The 20938-nt window shown below is 44.1% G+C and carries 14 protein-coding genes, 1 tRNA gene and 1 pseudogene; 4 read left to right on the top strand and 12 right to left on the bottom strand.

Annotated elements, in window-relative coordinates:
* Positions 1-398 precede the first annotated feature (398 nt).
* Positions 399-1661 (bottom strand): Y-family DNA polymerase, encoded by a 1263-nt coding sequence (locus Q4592_RS21190; protein WP_303516775.1) that lies wholly within the window; start codon positions 1659-1661, stop codon positions 399-401.
* The gene (locus Q4592_RS21185) at positions 1661-2068 is read right to left on the bottom strand and encodes a LexA family transcriptional regulator (RefSeq protein WP_248715039.1); all 408 of its coding nucleotides are present in this window, start codon (positions 2066-2068) and stop codon (positions 1661-1663) included. Before Q4592_RS21185 ends, Q4592_RS21190 begins: the two co-directional genes overlap by 1 nt.
* 251 nt (positions 2069-2319) lie before the next feature.
* Between Q4592_RS21185 and Q4592_RS21180 the strand changes: the two genes are divergently transcribed.
* Complete coding sequence (locus Q4592_RS21180; RefSeq protein ID WP_303516773.1) at positions 2320-3057, top strand: DNA/RNA non-specific endonuclease; 738 nt, start codon at positions 2320-2322, stop codon at positions 3055-3057.
* A gap of 139 nt (positions 3058-3196) precedes the next feature.
* Here Q4592_RS21180 and dmeF read toward each other — a convergent pair whose 3' ends face one another.
* The 7 genes from dmeF to Q4592_RS21145 all read right to left on the bottom strand — a co-directional run bounded on the left by dmeF (position 3197) and on the right by Q4592_RS21145 (position 13839).
* Positions 3197-4114, bottom strand: coding sequence for a CDF family Co(II)/Ni(II) efflux transporter DmeF (gene dmeF / locus Q4592_RS21175; RefSeq protein WP_303516771.1), 918 nt, complete (start codon positions 4112-4114; stop codon positions 3197-3199).
* A 162-nt stretch (positions 4115-4276) separates the two neighbouring features.
* Positions 4277-4921, bottom strand: coding sequence for a cytochrome b/b6 domain-containing protein (locus Q4592_RS21170; RefSeq protein WP_303516769.1), 645 nt, complete (start codon positions 4919-4921; stop codon positions 4277-4279).
* A gap of 73 nt (positions 4922-4994) precedes the next feature.
* A complete protein-coding gene (locus tag Q4592_RS21165; protein WP_303516768.1) occupies positions 4995-5534 on the bottom strand; it encodes a copper resistance protein CopA in 540 nt (179 codons plus the stop codon).
* 19 nt (positions 5535-5553) lie between these two features.
* Complete coding sequence (locus Q4592_RS21160) at positions 5554-8676, bottom strand: efflux RND transporter permease subunit (RefSeq protein ID WP_303516766.1); 3123 nt, start codon at positions 8674-8676, stop codon at positions 5554-5556.
* Positions 8676-10469: an efflux RND transporter periplasmic adaptor subunit gene (locus tag Q4592_RS21155; protein ID WP_303516764.1), complete on the bottom strand. Its 1794-nt coding sequence runs from the start codon at positions 10467-10469 to the stop codon at positions 8676-8678. Before Q4592_RS21155 ends, Q4592_RS21160 begins: the two co-directional genes overlap by 1 nt.
* Positions 10470-10481: 12 nt before the next feature.
* Positions 10482-11747 (bottom strand): TolC family protein, encoded by a 1266-nt coding sequence (locus Q4592_RS21150; protein ID WP_303516762.1) that lies wholly within the window; start codon positions 11745-11747, stop codon positions 10482-10484.
* A 1183-nt stretch (positions 11748-12930) separates the two neighbouring features.
* On the bottom strand, positions 12931-13839 hold the full coding sequence (locus Q4592_RS21145; protein ID WP_303516760.1) for a LysR family transcriptional regulator: 909 nt from the start codon (positions 13837-13839) through the stop codon (positions 12931-12933).
* 135 nt (positions 13840-13974) lie between these two features.
* On the opposite strand from Q4592_RS21145, the gene Q4592_RS21140 reads away from it, so the two are divergent.
* On the top strand, positions 13975-15252 hold the full coding sequence (locus Q4592_RS21140) for a serine hydrolase (RefSeq protein ID WP_303516758.1): 1278 nt from the start codon (positions 13975-13977) through the stop codon (positions 15250-15252).
* 1150 nt (positions 15253-16402) lie between these two features.
* Here Q4592_RS21140 and Q4592_RS21135 read toward each other — a convergent pair.
* Both Q4592_RS21135 and Q4592_RS21130 read right to left on the bottom strand, forming a co-directional pair.
* Entirely contained in the window at positions 16403-16783 is a 381-nt protein-coding gene (locus Q4592_RS21135; RefSeq protein WP_303516757.1) for a Rap1a/Tai family immunity protein, read from the bottom strand.
* A 185-nt stretch (positions 16784-16968) separates the two neighbouring features.
* The gene (locus tag Q4592_RS21130; RefSeq protein ID WP_303516755.1) at positions 16969-17400 is read right to left on the bottom strand and encodes a DUF2513 domain-containing protein; all 432 of its coding nucleotides are present in this window, start codon (positions 17398-17400) and stop codon (positions 16969-16971) included.
* A 1399-nt stretch (positions 17401-18799) separates the two neighbouring features.
* On the opposite strand from Q4592_RS21130, the gene Q4592_RS21125 reads away from it, so the two are divergent.
* Both Q4592_RS21125 and Q4592_RS21120 read left to right on the top strand, forming a co-directional pair.
* Positions 18800-19051, top strand: coding sequence for a hypothetical protein (locus tag Q4592_RS21125; protein ID WP_248715019.1), 252 nt, complete (start codon positions 18800-18802; stop codon positions 19049-19051).
* 1267 nt (positions 19052-20318) lie between these two features.
* Positions 20319-20395, top strand: a tRNA-Arg gene (locus Q4592_RS21120).
* Between the two features lie 306 nt (positions 20396-20701).
* On the opposite strand, the pseudogene Q4592_RS21115 reads toward Q4592_RS21120, so the two are convergent.
* Positions 20702-20938 (bottom strand): annotated as a pseudogene (locus tag Q4592_RS21115) (galactokinase); the annotation flags it as partial.

The following is a 20938-nucleotide window of genomic DNA, read 5'->3' as shown; positions in this document are numbered from 1 at the left end:
AATTAATATAAGCCTCTGTTTTTAATTTATTTCCCAAGATTATAGTTACGCTACCTCCTTTTCTTTTCGCCGTCTTTTTCGATCATCATTTATTAGATTTACGCAACTTGAAGTTAAGCTTTAAGCTACTCGTTTACTACTTTTTTATTTTGATAATCAAACATTGTTATACAAACTCTCCAAATACGTTAACGAGTTAAACACCGTTAAAGGAATCCTAGTGAAGATGAAAACAATAATTAATAATCACCCTCTCACAATATTTATATTACTAAATTAAATTTCCATATTTGCTAGTATCGCAATTAACACATCCCCGAATATGGAACATTTTTAGCTAACGATAAAGAAAGAACTCTGAATTATGCAGCAGGTAAGCCTTGGACTTTACTAGACTTTTATTTGCAGCGAATACGCGGAATGTGATGCCAATCCGTCGTGTATTGAGGTGTGAGCATATCCCTTCGCATATGCCATTTGGGGCTGATACCTTGTGAGCCTAAAAACAATGTGTCGCTACCATAGCGTTGATTTAAAGCATCAACCGCCTTCATCAATTCTGGTCGGCCCGGCTTTGCCGTAAACATATCCAGCTGCTGGTGTTTTTCATTAGTTAAGTCCATAAGGCCTACGCCGACTTTGTAGTATTTGACACCTGGAATAAATAGTTGGGGAATTGCTTGTGACACCAGCTGACTCATCACAATGCTATCGTTAGTCGGACAAGCTGTCCGTAATACCTGCTTAAAACCACGACTAATACCATCATCAAACGGCGAATTATGTGCAAAGATTAGAATCGCACCAGCTACGCTACCTTGCTCTCTTGCTTTTAAACATGCACTACTTACATGCAGGGAAAAGGCTTGCATCAACGATTGCAGCTCCAGTATTCGTTGGCCAGTACTTCTCGTTGAAAAAATCTGCTGCTTATTCGCTCGCACTTCATCCCATGACTTTGTGGATACCCCATTAAGTTCGAGAATCGTTCTCTCCATTTCCACACTGAAATGCTGCTTGGCAAGTTTCGGTGGCATCTTTGCTAGTTTGAGCGCAGTTGTTATTCCCATGTCTTTGAGGCGTACACTTAGCTTTCGTCCAACTCCCCAAACATCGGACACACACATTTTAGATAAAATGCGGTCTCTTTGTTCATTGTTCTCAATCACACACACTCCATCGAATCCTGGTAGACGTTTAGCAGCATGATTAGCGACCTTACACAGCGTCAGCGTTTCTCCAAACCCCACGCAAACGGGTAAACGCACTTCTTTCCAGACAGCTCGTCGGATTTGCTTTCCCAGAACATCAAACGGGGATAGTGCCTCACGGGCATTTGATACATCTATGAAGGTTTCATCAATACTGTATACATGTTGCTTTGGAGCAAATGCGCCAATGATTTGCATCATATGCATCGATAAATCTGCATATAGTTCATAGTTAGACGAGCAAACAATGACACCGTGTTTTTCGCACAATGATTTAATCTGGAAAAACGGCTTAAAGCGCTCAATACCAATAGCTTTGGCCAAACGATTTACAGCGACTACACAACCATCGTTATTACTCAATACAATGATTGGTTTGTTGCGCCAATCAGGGCGAAACACCGCTTCTGCTGAACAATAAAAGCTATTGGCATCAACAAGCGCAAACATTAAAGCAGTTTCAATAAACGAGAGGGACGATGACAGCGTATAGAGCGAATAACGACGCCTTCTACAGTGAACCTATCACAGCTACTAACTGCGACGGGACTATAGTGTTCGTTGGCTGATAGCAGCATACGTCTTGATTTATCGATAATCTTACACACAAACTCACCATTGATATTCGCGACAATTACATCGCCACTCTCAACATGGACGTGACGGTCAACAATCAATACATCTCCATCGTGTATACCGCTACCCAACATTGAGTCTCCGGACGCTAAACCGATAAATGTGGCAGATGGATGCTCAATAAGCAGGTCATCTAAACTCAGTGGGAGTTGTGAATATTCTGTCGCGGGGGACTCAAAACCCGTAAGGCCAGCACTCGCGGAAATAGGGATTACTTTCATTTAAATCATCACTGGATATATATACAGTTATTATAGAGGCGTTCCGCAAAAAGAGAAACTAGTAATTGCTGTAATAAGGGGGCACTTGAGCCAGTACCAGCTTAGACTCCAAATGATAGCTAGTGCCTGAGCGTGTTTTTACTAGGCCTACCTTTCAGGCATGCAATTACCCATCAATGAGTCATTATCAACTTACAACCATATTGATAGTTATGTTAGATTTAAACTAAACCCTATCTAAAGGATTTAGAATGAAAGCATGGATAGCAATTCCGCTATTAGTCTCGGGGTACGTGAACGCATCTGAATTCCGTACACCAAACTGCCCCATCGGCTGCCCAAGTCTAGATATTGAAGGAAATGTCGTCATCTTTGAACGGCTATACACACTCTCCCAAAGTAAGAAAACGCAGTTTGCCGATTGGGTGGCTTATGAAGTGGATATACTTAACTTTGGAACAACAACCAACAGAACGTGGAAAAACAATCCTTTACTCGATGAAAATGAGCGACTGGAAAAAGGTGACTATAGTGGAGCGTCAAGTAAGCTCGATATTGACCGTGGACACCAAGCTCCACTAGCAAGTTTTGTGGGAAGTCGCTACTGGCCTACCCTTAACTATTTATCCAATATTACGCCTCAAGCTAAAGGTTTAAACCAGGGCCCTTGGAAAAACCTAGAAGAAGCGGTTAGAGATGCTGTTGGGTTTCGTGAAAATCTATATGTTATTACAGGCCCGCTCTACCGTAACGAAATGGAAGGCTTACCAAAAGCCGATGAAGCCCATGCAATACCATCTGATTACTACAAGATTATATATGATGATAAAGGCAACTCTGCCGCGTTTCTCATGAACCAACAAACAACCAGAAATACAGACTACTGCACAACAAAGAAAACAATCTCTGAATTAAGGGCTATAGTGCCATATGCCATTCCTAGAGGCTTAGCTGAAAGTAATGAAATTTTTGCACAACTAGGGTGCTGAATGTAATTCAAATATCTAGGGGTAGCTTGCTCAACCAACCACTGGATAAGACGCTCTAGCTCGTCTTTGGACAATAACGAGTTAGCACTCGGTTAAAATAAGCGACTCTATGGCTTTTTTTAAAGTAAAACTTTGAGTACTACTTATGAACTTCGATACTTACATGTCTAAGCTTGGGAATATGTTGTAACAGCTGCTTATAGGCTATCAACGAACGAGGTGCTTCGCTACTTATTGAGATTACAGTGCTAAGTGACTTCTCTCCGAGGTGCCAAACATGCAAATCTGTGATTTCTATCTCTTCGTCTTTCAAAGCTTCACGCACACGGTTCTCAGTGGTTTGACACTGTTGGTCGAGTAAGTGGCTACTTGTTAATGATATTAAGCCCCAAGCCCATTTACTTATAACTAGAGCTCCCACAATACCCATTACTGGGTCTAACCAATTAAGCCCAGCGTATTTGCCAGCGAGTAGTGCGAATATAGCGAGTAATGATGTTAGTGCGTCGGCCAGTACGTGCATGTATGCTGCGCGTAGATTGTGATCTTGGTGAGAGTGGCTGTGTTCTTCGTCATGGTGATGATGGTGATCATCTTTGAGAATCCAAGCACTTATTAAGTTAACTAACAAGCCAATAACAGCAACTAAAATCGCTTGATTAAAGGCAATCGCTTGTGGTTCGAAGAAGCGAGTAATCGACTCAATTATCATGAGAAGAGAAACTACCGCTAAAGCAATTGCACTGGCAAAACCTCCAAGCGAGCTGACTTTTCCGGTACCAAAGCTGAACTTGGGGTTGTTTACGTGCTTGCGAGCATATCGATAAACGAAGATAGTTATCGCGAATGCAGCAACGTGAGTCCCCATGTGCCATCCATCAGCAAGCAAAGCCATGGAGCCAAACCAAGTTCCAGCAACAATTTCAACTATCATGGCAATGGCAGTAAGCGTTAATACAATTAATGTACGCTGTTCACCTTGATTGGTGTGGTGAGAAAAATCGTGTTGGTGAGCTTGGCTGCTAATATCAAAAGCGGCTTGATGTTGGTGATCCATAAACTTATTTACCATCCCTGTAAGTAAGAATTCTAATAAAAAATAGTAACTGTTCTCACTCTTATTCTCGCAAACCCAACTTATCTATATGATAAGTTAGATCAAAAAAACAGCTAATTTGAGTCACGCTCAAGGTCTTTTCATTCAGTAGTTGTTTACGATTTAGAAAACTAAGGTCAATGCTATCAGCAGACTAGCTGCCAATATCGGCCAAAGCCCAGGCTTGATGTTAGGTTTGCTTGCAATATCTTTATTCTTATAACCACTGAACATAGCTCTCAAGTAACCACGCTTCCTTAAGCAAAAGTATCCAATCGCCAGTATGTGAATTGCGATAAGCGCAAATAAGTAATCGACGTTACTTGAATGGAGGGCTTTAAACCATTCGTAGTATTCTTCGCCCACATAGGCATATAAGGGTCCATCAGAGAGAATGTCATCAGAATTAAACAAGCCTGATAGAAGTTGTATTAACAGCAGTATCCATAAAGCTAGCACCATATAAGAACCGAGGTAAGAGTGGCCAATATGTATGCTTTCTGAGCCGCCCAATTCTTGTTTGAGTTCATCGAGTGCACCTTTAGGGTGAAGCTGTAGTGACTTAAACAGCGCGGTTTCACTACCAAAGTAGCCCCAGATGAATCGAACCAGAAGCAAAGCCAAGAGTGCCAAACCTAGCTGCATGTGCAAATCAACTTCATCGTACTTCATACTTAACCACAAGCCGACTAGCAGAGCTAATTGCAGCCAGTGATAAAAACGAATAAACCTGTCCCACACCAAAACTTTTTGTTTAACATTCATCATCACCCTCTTACTCTTTGCCTGAGGTGCTTTAGGAGTTTTGCGAGGCCGCCAATTTATGACGGCCAATTAATAGCTATTTGTCACAACTCATACGAAATTCTTTATGGCTTCGTTTGCTGTGCTTCTTCACTTCGATTAGAGTGTTTTTGACGAGTTTCTTGTCTTCAACTTGTTGTAGTTGGCCAAATAACACCAACAGTTCATCCATACCTTTCATATAGCTCATATGTGCCATATGGGTATTGTGGTCCATACCTTCCATATCTGGCATGTTACTGTGATCCATACTTGAATGGTTCATATCTGAGTGGTCTACGTTAGCCATCTCTGCCATATGATCATCATGCTCAGCCATGTGATGTTCGCTATCTTGCAATTTCAGTGGGATCAGTTGCTTGGCTTCTTTAGCATTAATAATCAGTTGTGCTGCATGTTGCTGCATAGCTGTCTTGTCATCAGCTTTGAATGCATCAACGTAGGCTTTAAGCTCAGATTTCATGTCCTCCATAACCAAGCCAAGCTTAGTGTCTTTACAGTGTTCACTGTGGGCATTGGCTGTAACGCTCACAAGCGTAAGGATGGATGCGACAAATATTGAAGCTAGTTTTTTCATAATAGATATTCCTCAAATGTTATTCGTTAATTAGTTTGCGCAGAGATACGCGCTTCCATAAGTAATAAACTGAGGGCAGCACTAGCAGGGTTAATACCACCGCTGAGGCCATACCGCCGATCATCGGTGCAGCAATTCTTTGCATAACTTCGGAGCCGGTGCCTTCACCATACATAATCGGAATCAGGCCTATGATCACCGTGGCTACGGTCATCATCACCGGTCGTACGCGCAAACCAGCGCCTTCAACAATGGCTATGCGTAATTGTTGCTTGGTAATAATGCTGTTTTTGGACAAGGTCTCTTCAAGTGATTGATTAAGGTAAATCAGCATGATGACGCCAATTTCTACAGCTACCCCCGCTAGAGCGATGAAACCCACGCCAACGGCGATGGAGAAGTTGTAACCCAATAGGTACATGAGCCAAACGCCGCCAATCATCGCTAAGGGCAATGTGCCTAGGATTAGTAGCACTTCACCTACTCGCCTAAAGGCCATGTACAACAGCAACATGATGATGGCGAGTGTTGCCGGTACCACCAATTTCAAGGTGGCTTCTGCGCGTTCCATGTATTCATATTGCCCTGACCAACTGACTGAATAGCCCGCAGGCAGAGTTAGATGCTCTTGCACGTACTGCTTAGCATCTTGTACGTAGCTGCCTAAGTCACGGCCTTCAATATCAACGAAGATCCAGCCATTAGGGCGTGCGTTTTCGGTCTTAATCATCGGGGGCCCGTCTTCAACGTAAACCGCTGCCACATCACCAAGGGTCAATCGCAGTCCACTTGGCGTGACCACAGGCAATAGTTTCAGTTGCTCTACGCTGTCGCGGTAACGCTGGGGATAGCGTAAGTTGATTGGGTAGCGCTCTAAGCCTTCCACTGTCTCAGACACATTCATCCCGCCAATTGCTGTAGAAACAACGGCTTGCACATCGGCGATGTTGAGGCCGTAGCGAGCAGTTGCAATTCGGTCAATATCTACTTTTACATAGCGTCCACCTGCAACACGCTCAGCGTATGCGGAGGAGGTGCCAGGAACTTGACCAAGGATGTCTTCAATGTCTTTACCAATGGTCTCAATTACACTGAGGTCTTCGCCTGATATTTTGATGCCAATAGGCGTTTTAATCCCAGTCGCAAGCATATCGATACGGGTTTTAATCGGCATTACCCAGGCATTGGTTAATCCAGGGAAGTTCACCAAGTTATCAAGCTCTTGGCGCAGTTTGTCTGTGGTCATGCCCTCACGCCATTGCTCACGCGGCTTAAGCGTAATGAAGGTTTCAATCATGGTAAGAGGTGCAGGGTCGGTGGCCGTTTCGGCACGGCCTACTTTGCCCCACACTCTTTCTACTTCTGGCACTGTCTTAATCAGCTTATTAGTTTGCTGCAAGACTTCTCGCGCTTTACCAATGCTTATCCCAGGATAGGTGGTTGGCATATACATCAAGTCACCCTCGTCCAATGGCGGGATAAACTCACTGCCAATCTTGTTGACAGGGTATAAGCCCACACCAATAAGGCCAACAGCGATAAGCAGCACCAGTACTGGCGCTTTCAAGCTGAGGTTGAGGAGTGGCTTATAGCTGGCAATCAGAAGCCGATTCAATGGGTTCTTATGCTCGGCTATCACCTTGCCGCGTATGAAGTAACCCATAAGTACCGGCACTAGCGTAATAGCCAAGCCAGCGGCCGCCGCCATGGCGTAGGTCTTGGTGTAAGCCAAAGGCGAAAACATCTTGCCTTCTTGGCCGTGCAAGGCAAAGACTGGCACGAAGCTGAAGGTAATAATCAACAAGGAGAAGAATAAGGCAGGCCCTACCTCTGAAGCCGCTTTGCCTATCACTTCCCACCTATTGGCATCGGTAAGCTCGGTTTTCTCCATGTGCTTGTGCACGTTTTCAATCATTACGATGGCTCCATCAACCATCGCGCCAATGGCGATGGCGATGCCTCCCAACGACATGATGTTGGCGTTGATGCCCTGCCAACTCATCACGATGAAGGCGATAATGATCCCCACGGGCAAACTAACCAATACCACCAGTGAGCTGCGGATATGGAACAGGAAGGCCGCACACACTAAGACCACTACAACAAACTCTTCAATCAATTTGTCTTTGAGGTTTTCTACAGCACGTTCAATCAAGCCAGAGCGGTCATAGGTGGTGACAATTTCTACGCCATCGGGCAGTGAAGTGCTCAAACTGTCTAGCTTGTCTTTAACAGCTGCAATGACCTGTTGGGCATTTTCCCCGTAGCGCATCACCACTACGCCACCGACCACTTCTCCCTCGCCATCAAGCTCTGAGAGTCCTCGGCGCATCTGTGGCCCTATTTGAATATCGGCAACATCACCCAGTAGCAAGGGGGTACCTTGTGGGTTGAGCTTTAATGGTAATTGTTGCAAGTCTTCGATAGAACTGATGTAGCCACTACTGCGTACCATGTACTCGGCTTCACCCATTTCAATCACGCTAGCGCCGGTCTCTTGGTTCCCTTGGGAAATCGCATTCTTTAGCTGCGGCAGGCTCAGTTGGTAGGCACGCAAGCGATCGGGATCGATGCTTATCTGATACTGCTTCACCATTCCACCGACCGTTGCTACCTCACTAACACCAGCAACCGTTTGCAGCTCGTATTTCAAGAACCAATCCTGAATACTGCGTAACTGACTAAGATCATGCTGACCGGTGCGATCGACCAAGGCATAGCTAAATACCCAGCCAACCCCAGTAGCATCAGGCCCTAGCGCGGGCTTTGCTGCTGCCGGCAAATTAGGTGCGACTTGCGATAAGTACTCTAGTACCCGCGAACGTGCCCAGTAAATATCGGTACCATCTTCAAAAATGATGTAGACATAGGAATCACCAAAGAAGGAGTAGCCACGCACGGTCTGCGCACCCGGTACTGATAACATGGCGGTGGTCAAGGGATAGGTAACCTGATCTTCAACCACCTGTGGAGCTTGGCCTGGATACGAGGTCTTAATGATGACCTGCACATCTGACAAGTCCGGGATGGCGTCGACGGGCGTATTTTTGATGGCGAAACCACCGTAGACCAAAATAGCGAGCGTCGAGACCAAGACTAAAAAACGATTGTGTATCGACCAACGAATAATACTAGGGATCATTACTGCTCTCCCTCTTCATCATCAAAATCCAGCCAATCCAAATCTTCATCCACTAAGGAGCTTGTATCGATATCCGCATTTTGCTGTGGACGATGCCCCATCTGTGAATGGTCCATGTTGCTGTGATCCATTTGAGAATGGTCCATCGTGCTGTGTTCCATATTGCCGTGGTCCATTTGAGAATGGTCCATCGTGCTGTGATCCATACTGCCATGGTCCATTTGAGAGTGGTCCATGGTGCTGTGATCCATACTGCCGTGGTCCATTTGAGAGTGGTCCATGGAGCTGTGATCCATACTACTGTGGTCATGACCCATCGCTGATTGCTTCAATGCATCAGGATTCAAGTCACCTGGAACAAGCTTGGAAATGGGAAACTGATTGTCTTGTTTGTTAATGGTAAATTTGAGTTCTCTTCCCGGCACGATCTGCTCGGTAATTTCAGCCTGTTCCAATGGAAAGTCCATCACCATACCTGGCCATTCCCACTCAGGTACGGGTTCATGGGCAATAGTGAGGGTTCCGTCTTTTACCGCCATTACCACACCACTTGCCACTACCGACTCGGTAAGCCGATCTGGGGGGCCAATGCGACTGAAATCAGCGCTCAAGCTAGATTCAGAATCCAACATAAATTGGGCACTGGTCACGATAGTGTCACCACTCATCAAGCCTTCAAGTATTTCCACTTGCCCCTGGCTTTCGCGACCTACTTCAACTCGTACGCTTTGATACTTTCCTGCGCCTCGTTTCATTACTACGCGATCAAAGCGGCCGCCTCTAATCACCGCTTCGCTAGGAATGGTTAATACTTGGCTCGCTTGTGCCGAGGAGACACTGACTCGAGCATACATATTTGGTTTGAGCCGCTCGTCATCATTGGCAAACTCCATGCGAACACGCAGGGTGCGAGTTTGCGGGTCAAGGTTGGGATAGATGTAGTCAATTTGACCTTGCCAGGTTTGTCCGGGGTAGCTATCCACACGCATTTCTACTCGGTCACCCTGCGCCACTAAGCCTGCTTGCGACTCGAATAATTCACCGATTAACCAAATGCTGTCCAAGGCTCCGGCATCAACTAGCGTGGTAGTGGGGGTAATGTAAGCGCCTTCCCTAACACCAAGCTTAGTGATGTAAGCTGAGCTAGGGGCATATAGTTCAATTAGCTGCTCGCTACGACGCTTATTGGTCACGCGCTTAACTTGCTGATCAGACATACCCAGTACATTGAGTCGAGTCTTAGCTGACTCAATCAAACGCTTATTACCCATGTTCAGGGCATTGAGTAAGTCATCTTGGGCCTTAACCAACTCCGGAGAGTAAATAGACATAAGGTATTGGCCTGCATCAACACGCTCGCCCTCTGCTTTTACCGCCAGCTTTTCAACCCAACCTGCAACCCTGCTATTAAGTTGCCACTGGGTATTCTCGTTCAGGTTTAGTGTGCCCACGGTTTCAATGGCCGTGGCGAAACTGTTCAGCTCAACCTTGGCAGTTCTCACACCTAGGTTATTCTCAACACTCGGATCGATGGTGACTAAGCCGGGTTGGCTAGCAGATTGGTTTTCCTCAAAAACTGGGATCAGGTCCATCCCCATAGGAGATTTGCCCGGCTTGTCACGGCGATAGTTAGGGTCCATTGGTGCTACCCAGTAAAGTGGCTCAGCTTCTCCCGAGGTATTGAGGTCTGCGTGGCTACCCGCACTATGCTGGTGCTGTATCAAACTATTTGCGAAGTAACCTCCGCCCAAGCCAAGGGCTAGAAATAGACTGCTTAATACAAATTTATTCATTCGGTTCTACTCCTACAGGGCCTGAAAATAACGGACTTGGGCAAGGGATTGGTACTGCTGGGTTTGTAACTGTTCAAACTCCAACTGCAAGGCAGTTTCATCCATGAAAGCCTTGACCACTAGATCAAAGCTCACTGTATTAGATTGATAACCTTGGATAGCGGCTTGGGTATTAGCTTGGGCTTGTGGCAACAAAGTTTGCTGATAGCGAGCTAAGCGCAGGTTAAGGTTTTGTACCTGTGCAACCTGACCATTGAGCCTACCATTCATGTTTTTTAGCACTAGGTCGCGCTCTGCTTGCTTCACACCCTTGCCACGTGTAGCTGAAATAACCGCCTGGTCTTGACGTTTATCGGTGAACAATGGGACGTCCATAGACAAAAAACCAGAAACCAAATCGGGACGAGCACTACCATCCATATCACGACTGTTTCGATGGCCATATCCAACTTCAACTTTAAAGGCGGGCTTGTAAGCCTCATTGGCGATTTCGATTTGTTTTTCAGCCTCGTCAATGGCGGCTTGTTTCACCAACACCAGAGGGTGCTGCGACAGCAGTGTGTAGTGTTCGGTATTGGCTTGCTCTGCATAATTAGCGGTGGCATCCCATTGCGGAAGTGCGCTATCAAATGGTTGGTAAGCCTGAGCGCCAAGCCACGTTGCTAACTGTCCTCGATAGGCTTGTTCTTGCTGGGAAAAGGCAGCAATCTGCTCATCAAACTTACTTAGTTGTAGCTCTGCTTGGAACAGGTCTTGGCTTTGCTTGTAGCCCAATTCAAACTGGCCACGCACGTGCTCAACATTGCGAGCGAACAATTGCTTGTTTTCGGCTAAAAGATGTTGTGCCGTATTAGCGAAACGCACACTTAACCACATTTGTCGGATTTGCTGGCTAAGTTCCAAGCGACGCTCAGCAGCTTGATAGCCAGTTTGCTGCTCCAATATTTGGTAACGCTGGCCGCTTAGCTCACGGGTATTGCCTCGGCTAAACTCTTGGGCAAGCCCAACACTCAGCTGAGTCATAGGGTCTTGGTCAAATTTGAAGCTATCAGTGGGTAGGTTCGCGAGACCTAACCTGATCATAGGGTCCTTTAGCTGACCACTCTGCACACCCATGGCAGAAATTTGTTGTTGTCGCTGAGCATATAAATTCTCAGAGGGATCGCTACTAAGCGCTAGCTCTACTGCACGTTCAATATTTAAAGGGGCGGCTATCACCGTGGCACTTGTCGATAGCGCGACGACAAGCACAACCTCTTTGCAAGAGGGAATAAACATGTTTCTTCCTTACTGTTGATTTAAAAAAAATAGTTAACTAAATCAAACAGTAAGAGGGGGTCTGAAGGGTAGTTCCTGTAAAGACGGGTGGAGATTAAAAGTGTAAAAACTGGTCGCTGCACTTTGTGGCTGCGGTATGAAGTGTAGGCTGGAAGATATGAATGCAGGCGTTGCAGCACACAATGACAACTGACAATCTAACTTACATAAGTCATCCAGCTTAGATTTATTCTCATTGTCAGGAATATTGCCATCATTATGGCAATCCATAGTCATGTGCATTATCTCTTGATCGGCACTATGTTTTTGCGCATGCGAAGAATGCTCCGAAGCGCTAGAAACGCCGGATACCATTTGTAAGCAAAACACAAAGATCAAAAACAAAGCTTTCATATCATCGTGATGGTAAGTCAAAGGCGAAGATTACTGCAAGCAATTTTAGCAACAGCGAGAAATTAGTTTAAAAACATCTCTTAGTAACCTACATTGGAGGATATGCGTTCTAAGCAGTCAAACTAGATAAGGGCAGCCGGATTAATTGCTGATGGAGTCTCATACTAGATTCTACTAGAAATAGCCAAAACCCAAATTTCTGATGAACTGCACTAACTCACTTTGGGGCAAGCGATGATCACGCTGACACGCCTCTGGACAAAAACGTGTTTGCCGAAAGCGGCTTCAGAGCATGCGAGGACGTAGATGAGTTATTGCTTTAGGGCAACTAAGTGCCATAACCGGTCATGGCTGTAGCTTGCATTTTTACTGGCAAACTCAACAGAGTGGACGTTAGTAAGCTGATAGATAACGTATATGCCAAACAGATCATTACAACATAAGAAGTACATGAATCACGGTCTCGGAGCCTAAGGGAGTTACAGTATGACTCACAGTAATATTGGCGATTGTAATTACAAATAGTTGGAGTGGAGTTACCGTGTTCCCAAACTGGTTAGATAGCGATAACCTTCAACGTAGCAAGGTGGCTAGTTGACCTGCGAGGTTATTCTCGCACCATTAACAGGTCCGCTATCTGGTTGAATTTAAACTCACGGACTCACAACCTGCATTTTCGCAGGTTAAGCGTCATTTGCACTGAGAGAATCGAAGTCATCGAGAAAAACACGTCAAAAGTTCGGTTAACGTAACTGACAAAAATGAGACTCCGCATTTACGCTTCCTATACTTATTGTGATCTGTAACCAAACCACTCTCGGAGCTGTTGCACCATCAACTCGATAACCGCTGGATAGGGATAGTCCAACCGATAGTAGAGCATCAGCCGGATGCTGGAGTCGAACTCACGCCAGTTCATATTCAGTGCCACCACGCGCCCCTGCTTGATGTAATCCCGCGCCGCAGACTCAGGCATCACTGCGATGCCCAGCCCCTCGGCAACCAGTGCCAGGGTGGTTTGAAGATCAGTACTGTACAACACATCCATGTGGGTGAATACATAGCCCTTGGGTTCAATCGAACTCTCTCGTGAGCCAGGGATGATCGCCGTTTGGGTCAGCAGTTGTTCGCTGCCTATATCCTGTTTTTCAACCAACGCGTTACCAGGGTGAGCGACATAGATAATGTCCTCTTCACCGACTATGGCTCCACCCATGCCGGCATAGATGATGTCGGTGTGATGCCCAAGCGCGATATCGCTTGCTCCGCTATCTAGTGCTTGTTGAACATCCAGCGCCCCTGAATTCATTAGGCACAGTTGAATGTGTGGCCATTGATCCTTTAGCTCAGCCAGCATCTCAGCAGCTCCAGTAGGTGCCATATACTCATTCAGACTGAGAGTCAGTTGCATTGGCGCTTCTTCATCAGCCATCGAATGAGCAAACTGTTGCAACTTCGACTGATACTCAACCGCCAATTTTGCCTTAGGCAACAGTGTTCTGCCCCGTTCATTAAGCACCACAACCAGGCCATTGCTTTGACGATCAAAAACTTCATAGCCCAGCACATCTTCCAACTCTCCGATCCAGCGCGTCACCGTGGAAGGTGATTTGCCTAAGCGTTTAGCTGCTTTATTGAAAGTGCCTGTTTCGGCAGCGGCCAACAGGCATTCCAGCCATCTGTTCTGGATATCCAGCATGACTCGTCTTTACTCTCCATGAATAACTTTACCACCATTCCATTTATGGAATATTTAATGCTTATAGCATTTTTCATCACTGATTAAAATGACTTCCATACCAAATATTCACCTTCGCTAAAGAGGATACTTATTATGAGAAAATCAACCATCGCAATCTTATTAACTGCCACTCTCTCACTGCCTGCTTTAGCAGTTACTCCAAGCCCAGTTGAGGCCAATGGTGTTGTGAGTGAGCTGACCGGCGACATTCGTAGCAGCTGGGACTACCCGCCGCACAACATGTACACCTTCACTAAAACCGAGCATATTTTACAGTCGCTTCACATCTCCAAGGGCGACGGGCCAATTGCACCGCTTCAACAAGCTGAGCAGCAGTTAGACATGAACACCCTGCAAGTTGAGGATCCAGCACTAGGTACAATCATCTCTGCCGACGAACTGCTAGAGCGTCGCATACAGAGCAACGGTTTTCTGGTACTGCATAAGGGTAAAATTGTTCACGAGTCGTACCGTAACCAACTGGACAAAGACACGCGCCATATGAACTTCTCGACGACCAAATCGATCATCGGTATGCTGGCGCAAATCGCGAAGCAGCAAGGCTTGCTCGAAGATTCTGATTTGGCATCTAAGTATGTTCCAGAGTTGGTAGGTAATCCGGCATGGAAGGACGTCACTGTGCGTGATGTATTGGATATGCGTGACGGTACCAAGTTTGATGAAAACTACGATGACGACAACTCTGATGTTCGAATACAGGACCGCGCTATCAACTGGCGTCCTCGTCTAGATAACGACCCTAAAGGTGTTCGTGATTTTGTAAGCCAGAACGTGGATGAAAAAGTAGCACCAACCGGTACACAGTTCACCTACTCCTCTGTGCAATCAGAGATTCTCGGAATGATCATCGAAGGCGCTACGGGTCAATCTCTAGAGCAGTTCTTCGAAGACGAATTCTGGAGCAAGATCGGCGCCGAGCACGATGCTGTTTTCAACACTGATGGATATGGTCAGCCGCTAGCACAGGGTGGTTTGAACTTGACCCTACGTGATTTCGCCCGTGTAGCTCAATTGGTAATGAATAAAGGTAAAACTCAACAGGGCGAGCAAATAATTGATGCCTCATTCTTCTCAGACCTAGTAACCCCGCAGAAGCAGCTTAACGATGCGTTTGCACACTACAAAGATTTCTTCGGCGACAGCGGTCAGTACCGTAGCCAGTTTTGGGTAGTAAAACCAGAGGCAGAGCAATTTATGCAAGTGGGTACCCATGGTCAGATTGCTTACTACGACTATCAAAATGATCTCGCCTACGTGGGCTTCAGCTCCTACCCGGTAGCGAAAGATGCGGTACTGATGGGCAGCTTCTTTGAACTGTTCGACAAAATCAAGATTGAGCTGACAAAGTAATCATCTCATCACCCGAATCGAATAAACCGCACTTGAGTGCGGTTTTTTTTGAAGGCTGACTTAAAGCACTACTTTACCTTCTTAGTCTTACCCAGAAATAGATAGAGGCACATAGCCGATACATACAAAAAAGGTCATAACATTATGAAAAACAACATGAGGCACACGTTGTCCTTGACTCTAAAAAGACTAACAACCTCAGTAGCTCCACTTGCTAATTTCCTCAAATAGCTCAAAACTGCCTTTAGAGTGTTTGTACTAACAAGGAATGGGGCAATTTCGAGTTACGGATGGAAGCCAAAAAATGTTGAGAACCTCGTATGAGTCTATGATCCTCAGGCTTCATCACAGAGAACTGTAAGATCTGAAACTGCTAGCATCTCCTAGCAGTCAGCACATTGTAAGAATCAGAGCTGCTAGCACCTCCTAGCAGTCAGCACATTATTAGAATCAGAACTGCGAACACCTCCTCGCAGTTACCAGAACACGAGATCTGAAACTGCTAGCACCTCCTAGCAGTCAGCACATTATTAGAATCAGAACTGCGAACACTTCCTCGCAGTTACCAGAACACGAGATCTGAAACTGCTAGCACCTCCTAGCAGTCAGCACATTATTAGAATCAAATCTGCGAGCACCTCCTAGCAGTCAGCACATTGTAAGAATCAGAACTGCGAGCACCTCCGCGCAGTTACCAGAACACGAGATCTGAAACTGCTAGCACCTCCTAGCAGTCAGCACATTGTAAGAATCAGAACTGCGAGCACCTCCTCGCAGGTACCAGAACACGAGATCTAAAACTGCTAGCACCTCCTAGCAGTTACCAGAATGTGAGATCTGAAACTGCTAGCACCTCCTAGCAGTCAGCACATTGTTAGAATCAAAACTGCGAGCACCTCATTGGACTGCGAGTGGAAGTTTTATTCAGTATTTGCCGTTCATCTGAGATTCAGGTGAGCTTTAAAGTTTGTGAACCTCTCTGGACAGAATCGTGTTTGGGCGGTCACTTATTCAAAGGTGTTTCGGATTATCGGAAGTATGGGACAGTTGGTTTCAACGCCCTAATAATGGGCAAAAAAATTTGTTGGCTAAAATCTTGAGGAACAAAAAACGCCAATTGTAAATTTTCCGTTTATTGTTCTTGTTAGCTTTATTTAGTGCAGGGATAGTCTTTTTTCATGGCTTTCAATGCAATAACAAAGTCCTGTTGCTCTAATTTATCAGGGTTGGTATATAAAAATTTAAGAACTGTCGTGATAGATTGCTCAGTAGAAATAAAGTGTTGAGGTTTTGCTGAATTACACATACCTAGATGGTTTGCAGTCTCTTTATTTGATGAGTTTGCGGTAATAGTCATTACGGAAACAATACCTTTTAATAAACCAATACAGTACATCCCCTTTTCCTTGTCCCCTAATTTACCAGACCATAATTTTTCAGCCTCTACACATGATTCTTTGAGTGAGTGTCCGTCACCAGCATATGAATTTGAAATAAATATGCACAATACTATTGTAAGAAGAAACTTCATCGGGTGCTCCTTTTGAAGCTAGCGCCCGCTTCAGTTGGGCCAAATACGGAGCAGTTTTTGTGTTATTGTTTGAGCGCAGCGAGTAACGCAAAAAGTGCGTAGTGTTTGGCCTCAGACTGCAAGCGTTTATTATACCAAACAGACTAACATAACTACTCAAATTCGCTTTTCCCACCCATTATTATTTATGGATTTAACAACTCATCAAGTTTTTTCTTGGCCAAATGCTGCAAGAGCTTTTGGCCTCCTTCAAATATAGCCTTAAATGGAGCATCTTTTAATTCAGTTTTTAACTTATCCAGAATTTCTCTATTATTGAGAGCCTTAGCGAAGTCATGACCATCTTGTGTTAGCCGAATATTTGTGATTAGTTTCCTATAGGTTTTGTTACCGTTTAAGCCAATTCCTATGGTTTTTAGCCCATTAGCATTCCCGTTTTCATCGCTAATCAGCTTGTTATCTAACAATATTTGCATGTGGAAAATATATTCCTCACACACCAAACTATCTCCACTATCGATACCGGCCGAGTTAAGATCTACAATCGAAAGGTGTGCTTTATCTGATTCAATAAACACATTGAGAAGCTTGGAGATGTATTGAAGATCAATATTCATAACTGTTCCAAAGGTAAGACTAGGGTATAACGCTAAGTAGGAAGCACGTGCTTCCTATCTCATTCAATGTGCACGCTTCCTATCACCGAAAATGTGATGTGACACACATTCAACCCATAAACGTGTCTTTTATCTTAAGCTTCTGTCTACTTTCACTTTTTATCAATAATCAATCAATAGCTGTACAGATTTTTCTTTTGATTACTTTGACAAATGCCGCAAACAAAATTAAAGGCACTGTGCAAAACCACAGCTAAAAAGTGCGCAAATCTTTGCAGCTAAACTAATTCCAAAGTTCGCTCGATACCAACTAGCAAAGTCGAGATTCAAAACTATTAGTTTTGCTATGGCAAGCGCCGAGAGTGAAGGTGTTGTAATTAAGACGGCGTAACAAGCTTTGGGACAGTTTTGAGTTACTAAGCTTGAAGTGCTATGACTTTTATAACTACTTCTAGTATTACAAAAATGCTAGCAATAGTTGCAATACTAGATTTCATCTAAATAGATGAAATTGTAAAAAGTAGCTAGCTGACGAAACGATGTTGCCTTTTGCTTTGCCCATGATACGACCTGACTGTTTCGTTTTGACGATCAGATCGCGGGAAGGTCAGAAGGTCAATATTATTTGAGCAACAATGCAATTTTAAGATCAAAGTGAGCTAAAAAGCTGTCAATGACACAGATCACATAAACAGAACTTATTAGGTTTGTCATACTCGGTTCAAGTCGCTGAATTTCAATGGAAATAAAAACCATAATAAAATTTAATTAAGTGTCAATGGGTTCCTTTAAAAAATTGGTTTTGATACACTATATTTGTCGTCAAATAAATATTTTATTCTTAATTTAACCCCTAAGCTTTTTGTCTATCATTGTTCATCAAATTACATGATTACTAGCATATTTGACTTAATTACAAACATCATCATCGAGCTGGATTAATTCTCAGCCTCTGGCTGAGGTATAAAACAACAGTTTGAAAACAAATAGCTTTTTTTCAAGGTTAATTTTTTGCGCTATACCCATGACTCCTTCAGTCGCACTTCACCTCTGCACTATCGCTATTATCTCGTTGCGTTTTATCCATGTTGATTTTTCAACATATTCTTCTGTATATAGACGACAATAATTAAACTTAACTCGTTCTGATGTCTCAATCTATTAACCCGCTGTTCTTACGTATTTCTACTGAGCAGAAACAATTAAATAACACATCCAGATTAACGTTGACGAAATCCGTATCCCCTCCTAACACTTATATTTAGCGAATTTTTCGTTACTTCAATATGAAATGATGACCTAGCGGCAGCTGAGCAATAATCCTGAACACAACTAGCCATTTGTTATTTATTGCTAATATGGCTATTTTCACTAGGTAATATTAAGAAGGAAAAGCAAAATGGAAGACAATGGAAAGCAATTTGAGTTACTTAATCAAGAACTCGCTAAGTACTTTTCAGTGCAAGAAATAGACTACATACTTGAGTTTATCCTAAAATGGTCAGGCGACATCAGCGTCGCAAACAACTGGTTCAAGCTGGAACCGTTACCTGCGTGCGCTAATCTAACCGCAAAGCAATTGTGTGAGTCGGGACGAGCTAATAACGTTCTCGAGTACATTAAAAATATTGAACTTGATGGTTATGCCTAAATTAGCACAATATAGTCATCGGCTCACTTGCAGTAGCTCACTGACCTTACCATAGCGATTGAACCCCAAAATGAAGTACAGCTAATCGATACCTAAGAGCTTGACCCAATTAAACTCACTAATTAGGCCCCTGCTACCTTGAGGTTGATTTTGTGTAAAGCGGAATATATAATTTTTTTGTATCAGCAATAGTTGCTACTTACGTTACGTAAGTGCTGATATGCCGCTATGTTTAACATAGTCCGCGACGGACTCGTTTGTGGGTTGACGGTCACTTGGGATATATTGAAGAGCTGCAACTGTTCTTAATCCCTTCATTTTTTCGCTTTTACCGTTCATTATTAACACTAAATACTGTCTTAAATACGCCTTTGATAGCAATCTCTTGAGCCGTTATCTTCTTATTACAAGTTGACTTGATAGCCCGTTATGTGTCAATTCTGAAGTCTTTTGAAAGGTTACACCAATGTCTTCGTAATTCTATCTTTTGCTGCTCATCCATGGTTTTACCTTTTATAGTGAAGTTACATTCTTACCATAAAAAGCGTCGGATGCTCTCAGGCCTTACCAAAGTTTGACTTTTAACTTGCTAAACTGAATACTAAGCTCACCCATAGTTTAGAGAAAGAGTCTTTTATGCTTGGTCCCCGTATCGTCTAATCAGATCCGTGTAGTGGCACAATAAATTTGGCCACCTAATTAGAGGTGTTCTCATGACTTATCATCAATCATAACGATCACTGCTAACATATATTTGGACAATTTCGAGCTAGAAAATTCCACGAGTAAATTTCAGCCAATGAAGATTCTGGGCAATTCTGATTTACACCCCTGAGGCTACTCGCGCTTATCGGGTAACTTCTTAGTGTTCCAACTAGGCTCCATGTAGTAAGCCAAACGCCCTTACTCACTAAAGTACTCTCTAATGAGCAGTCGTTGCTGGTTTCTGAGACCTGATCTAGAATCCCCCTTCATGTGAGGGAGCCGTTAATTAATAACGATAACTCATACCCTTGATTGAGTACGTCAACTTGAAAGTCGTTAGTCACTTTCACGTTCTTTCTTGTGTAGTGTTCACTAAAACCGCCCAAATCTACGGTCACACTCTCACTGGAATAATAAGCAGCACCCAAACGATAACCCACATAGTTTGTATTTGGACACTAACAATGACGTCACTTGTGTATATGGCTGTTTTTCCATCACTTATTCGTTTCGATATTGGATGAGACCGTGAATTGATATAGACTCTACCTTCTTCTTTGTTGTCTCCGTAGCTCAGTTGGATAGAGCAGGTCCCTCCTAAGGACAAGGTCGCAGGTTCGACTCCTGCCGGGGACGCCACTTTCTTTTTTGTCGTTTGTATATCAATCCACAAAGTTTGCCGAATATTAGCCCTAATTACTATTTTCAAGCATAAAAACGTACTAAAGAAGATACTATGAAAAACACAATAAAACATATTGCTCTGATTTATATGAATTATTTTTACCAAAAATGATTAACAACACCCCCCTCCTAAGTCTTAGACACAGGTTCGAATCCTGTAGGGGACGCCAACAAAGCTCAATCTTCCGCTTAACCCATTACTAGTACTTTAGATACAAAAAAGCCCCGAGCTTGCCGAGGCTTAATGTAATCTATAGAGATCTACAGTGTACTCGCTCCGTCCATCGCCTTACACACGTAAATACTCTCTTTTAAACCGGTCACAGTTTGGTATTGCTGCTCGACTGCTTGGCATACCTCATCGACCAATTGAGGCGGCATAAGCGCCACAATACAACCACCAAAGCCTCCGCCAGTCATGCGTACGCCACCTTGGTTACCCAGCACCTGTTTCACGATATCCACAATGCAGTTCACTTCCGGTACGGTGATTTCAAA

It is taken from the genome of Agarivorans sp. 1_MG-2023, assembly GCF_030548385.1.
Lineage (GTDB): Bacteria > Pseudomonadota > Gammaproteobacteria > Enterobacterales > Celerinatantimonadaceae > Agarivorans.
The sequence above is the reverse complement of the archived record's forward strand: the minus strand, read 5'-3'. Positions and strand labels throughout refer to the sequence as shown.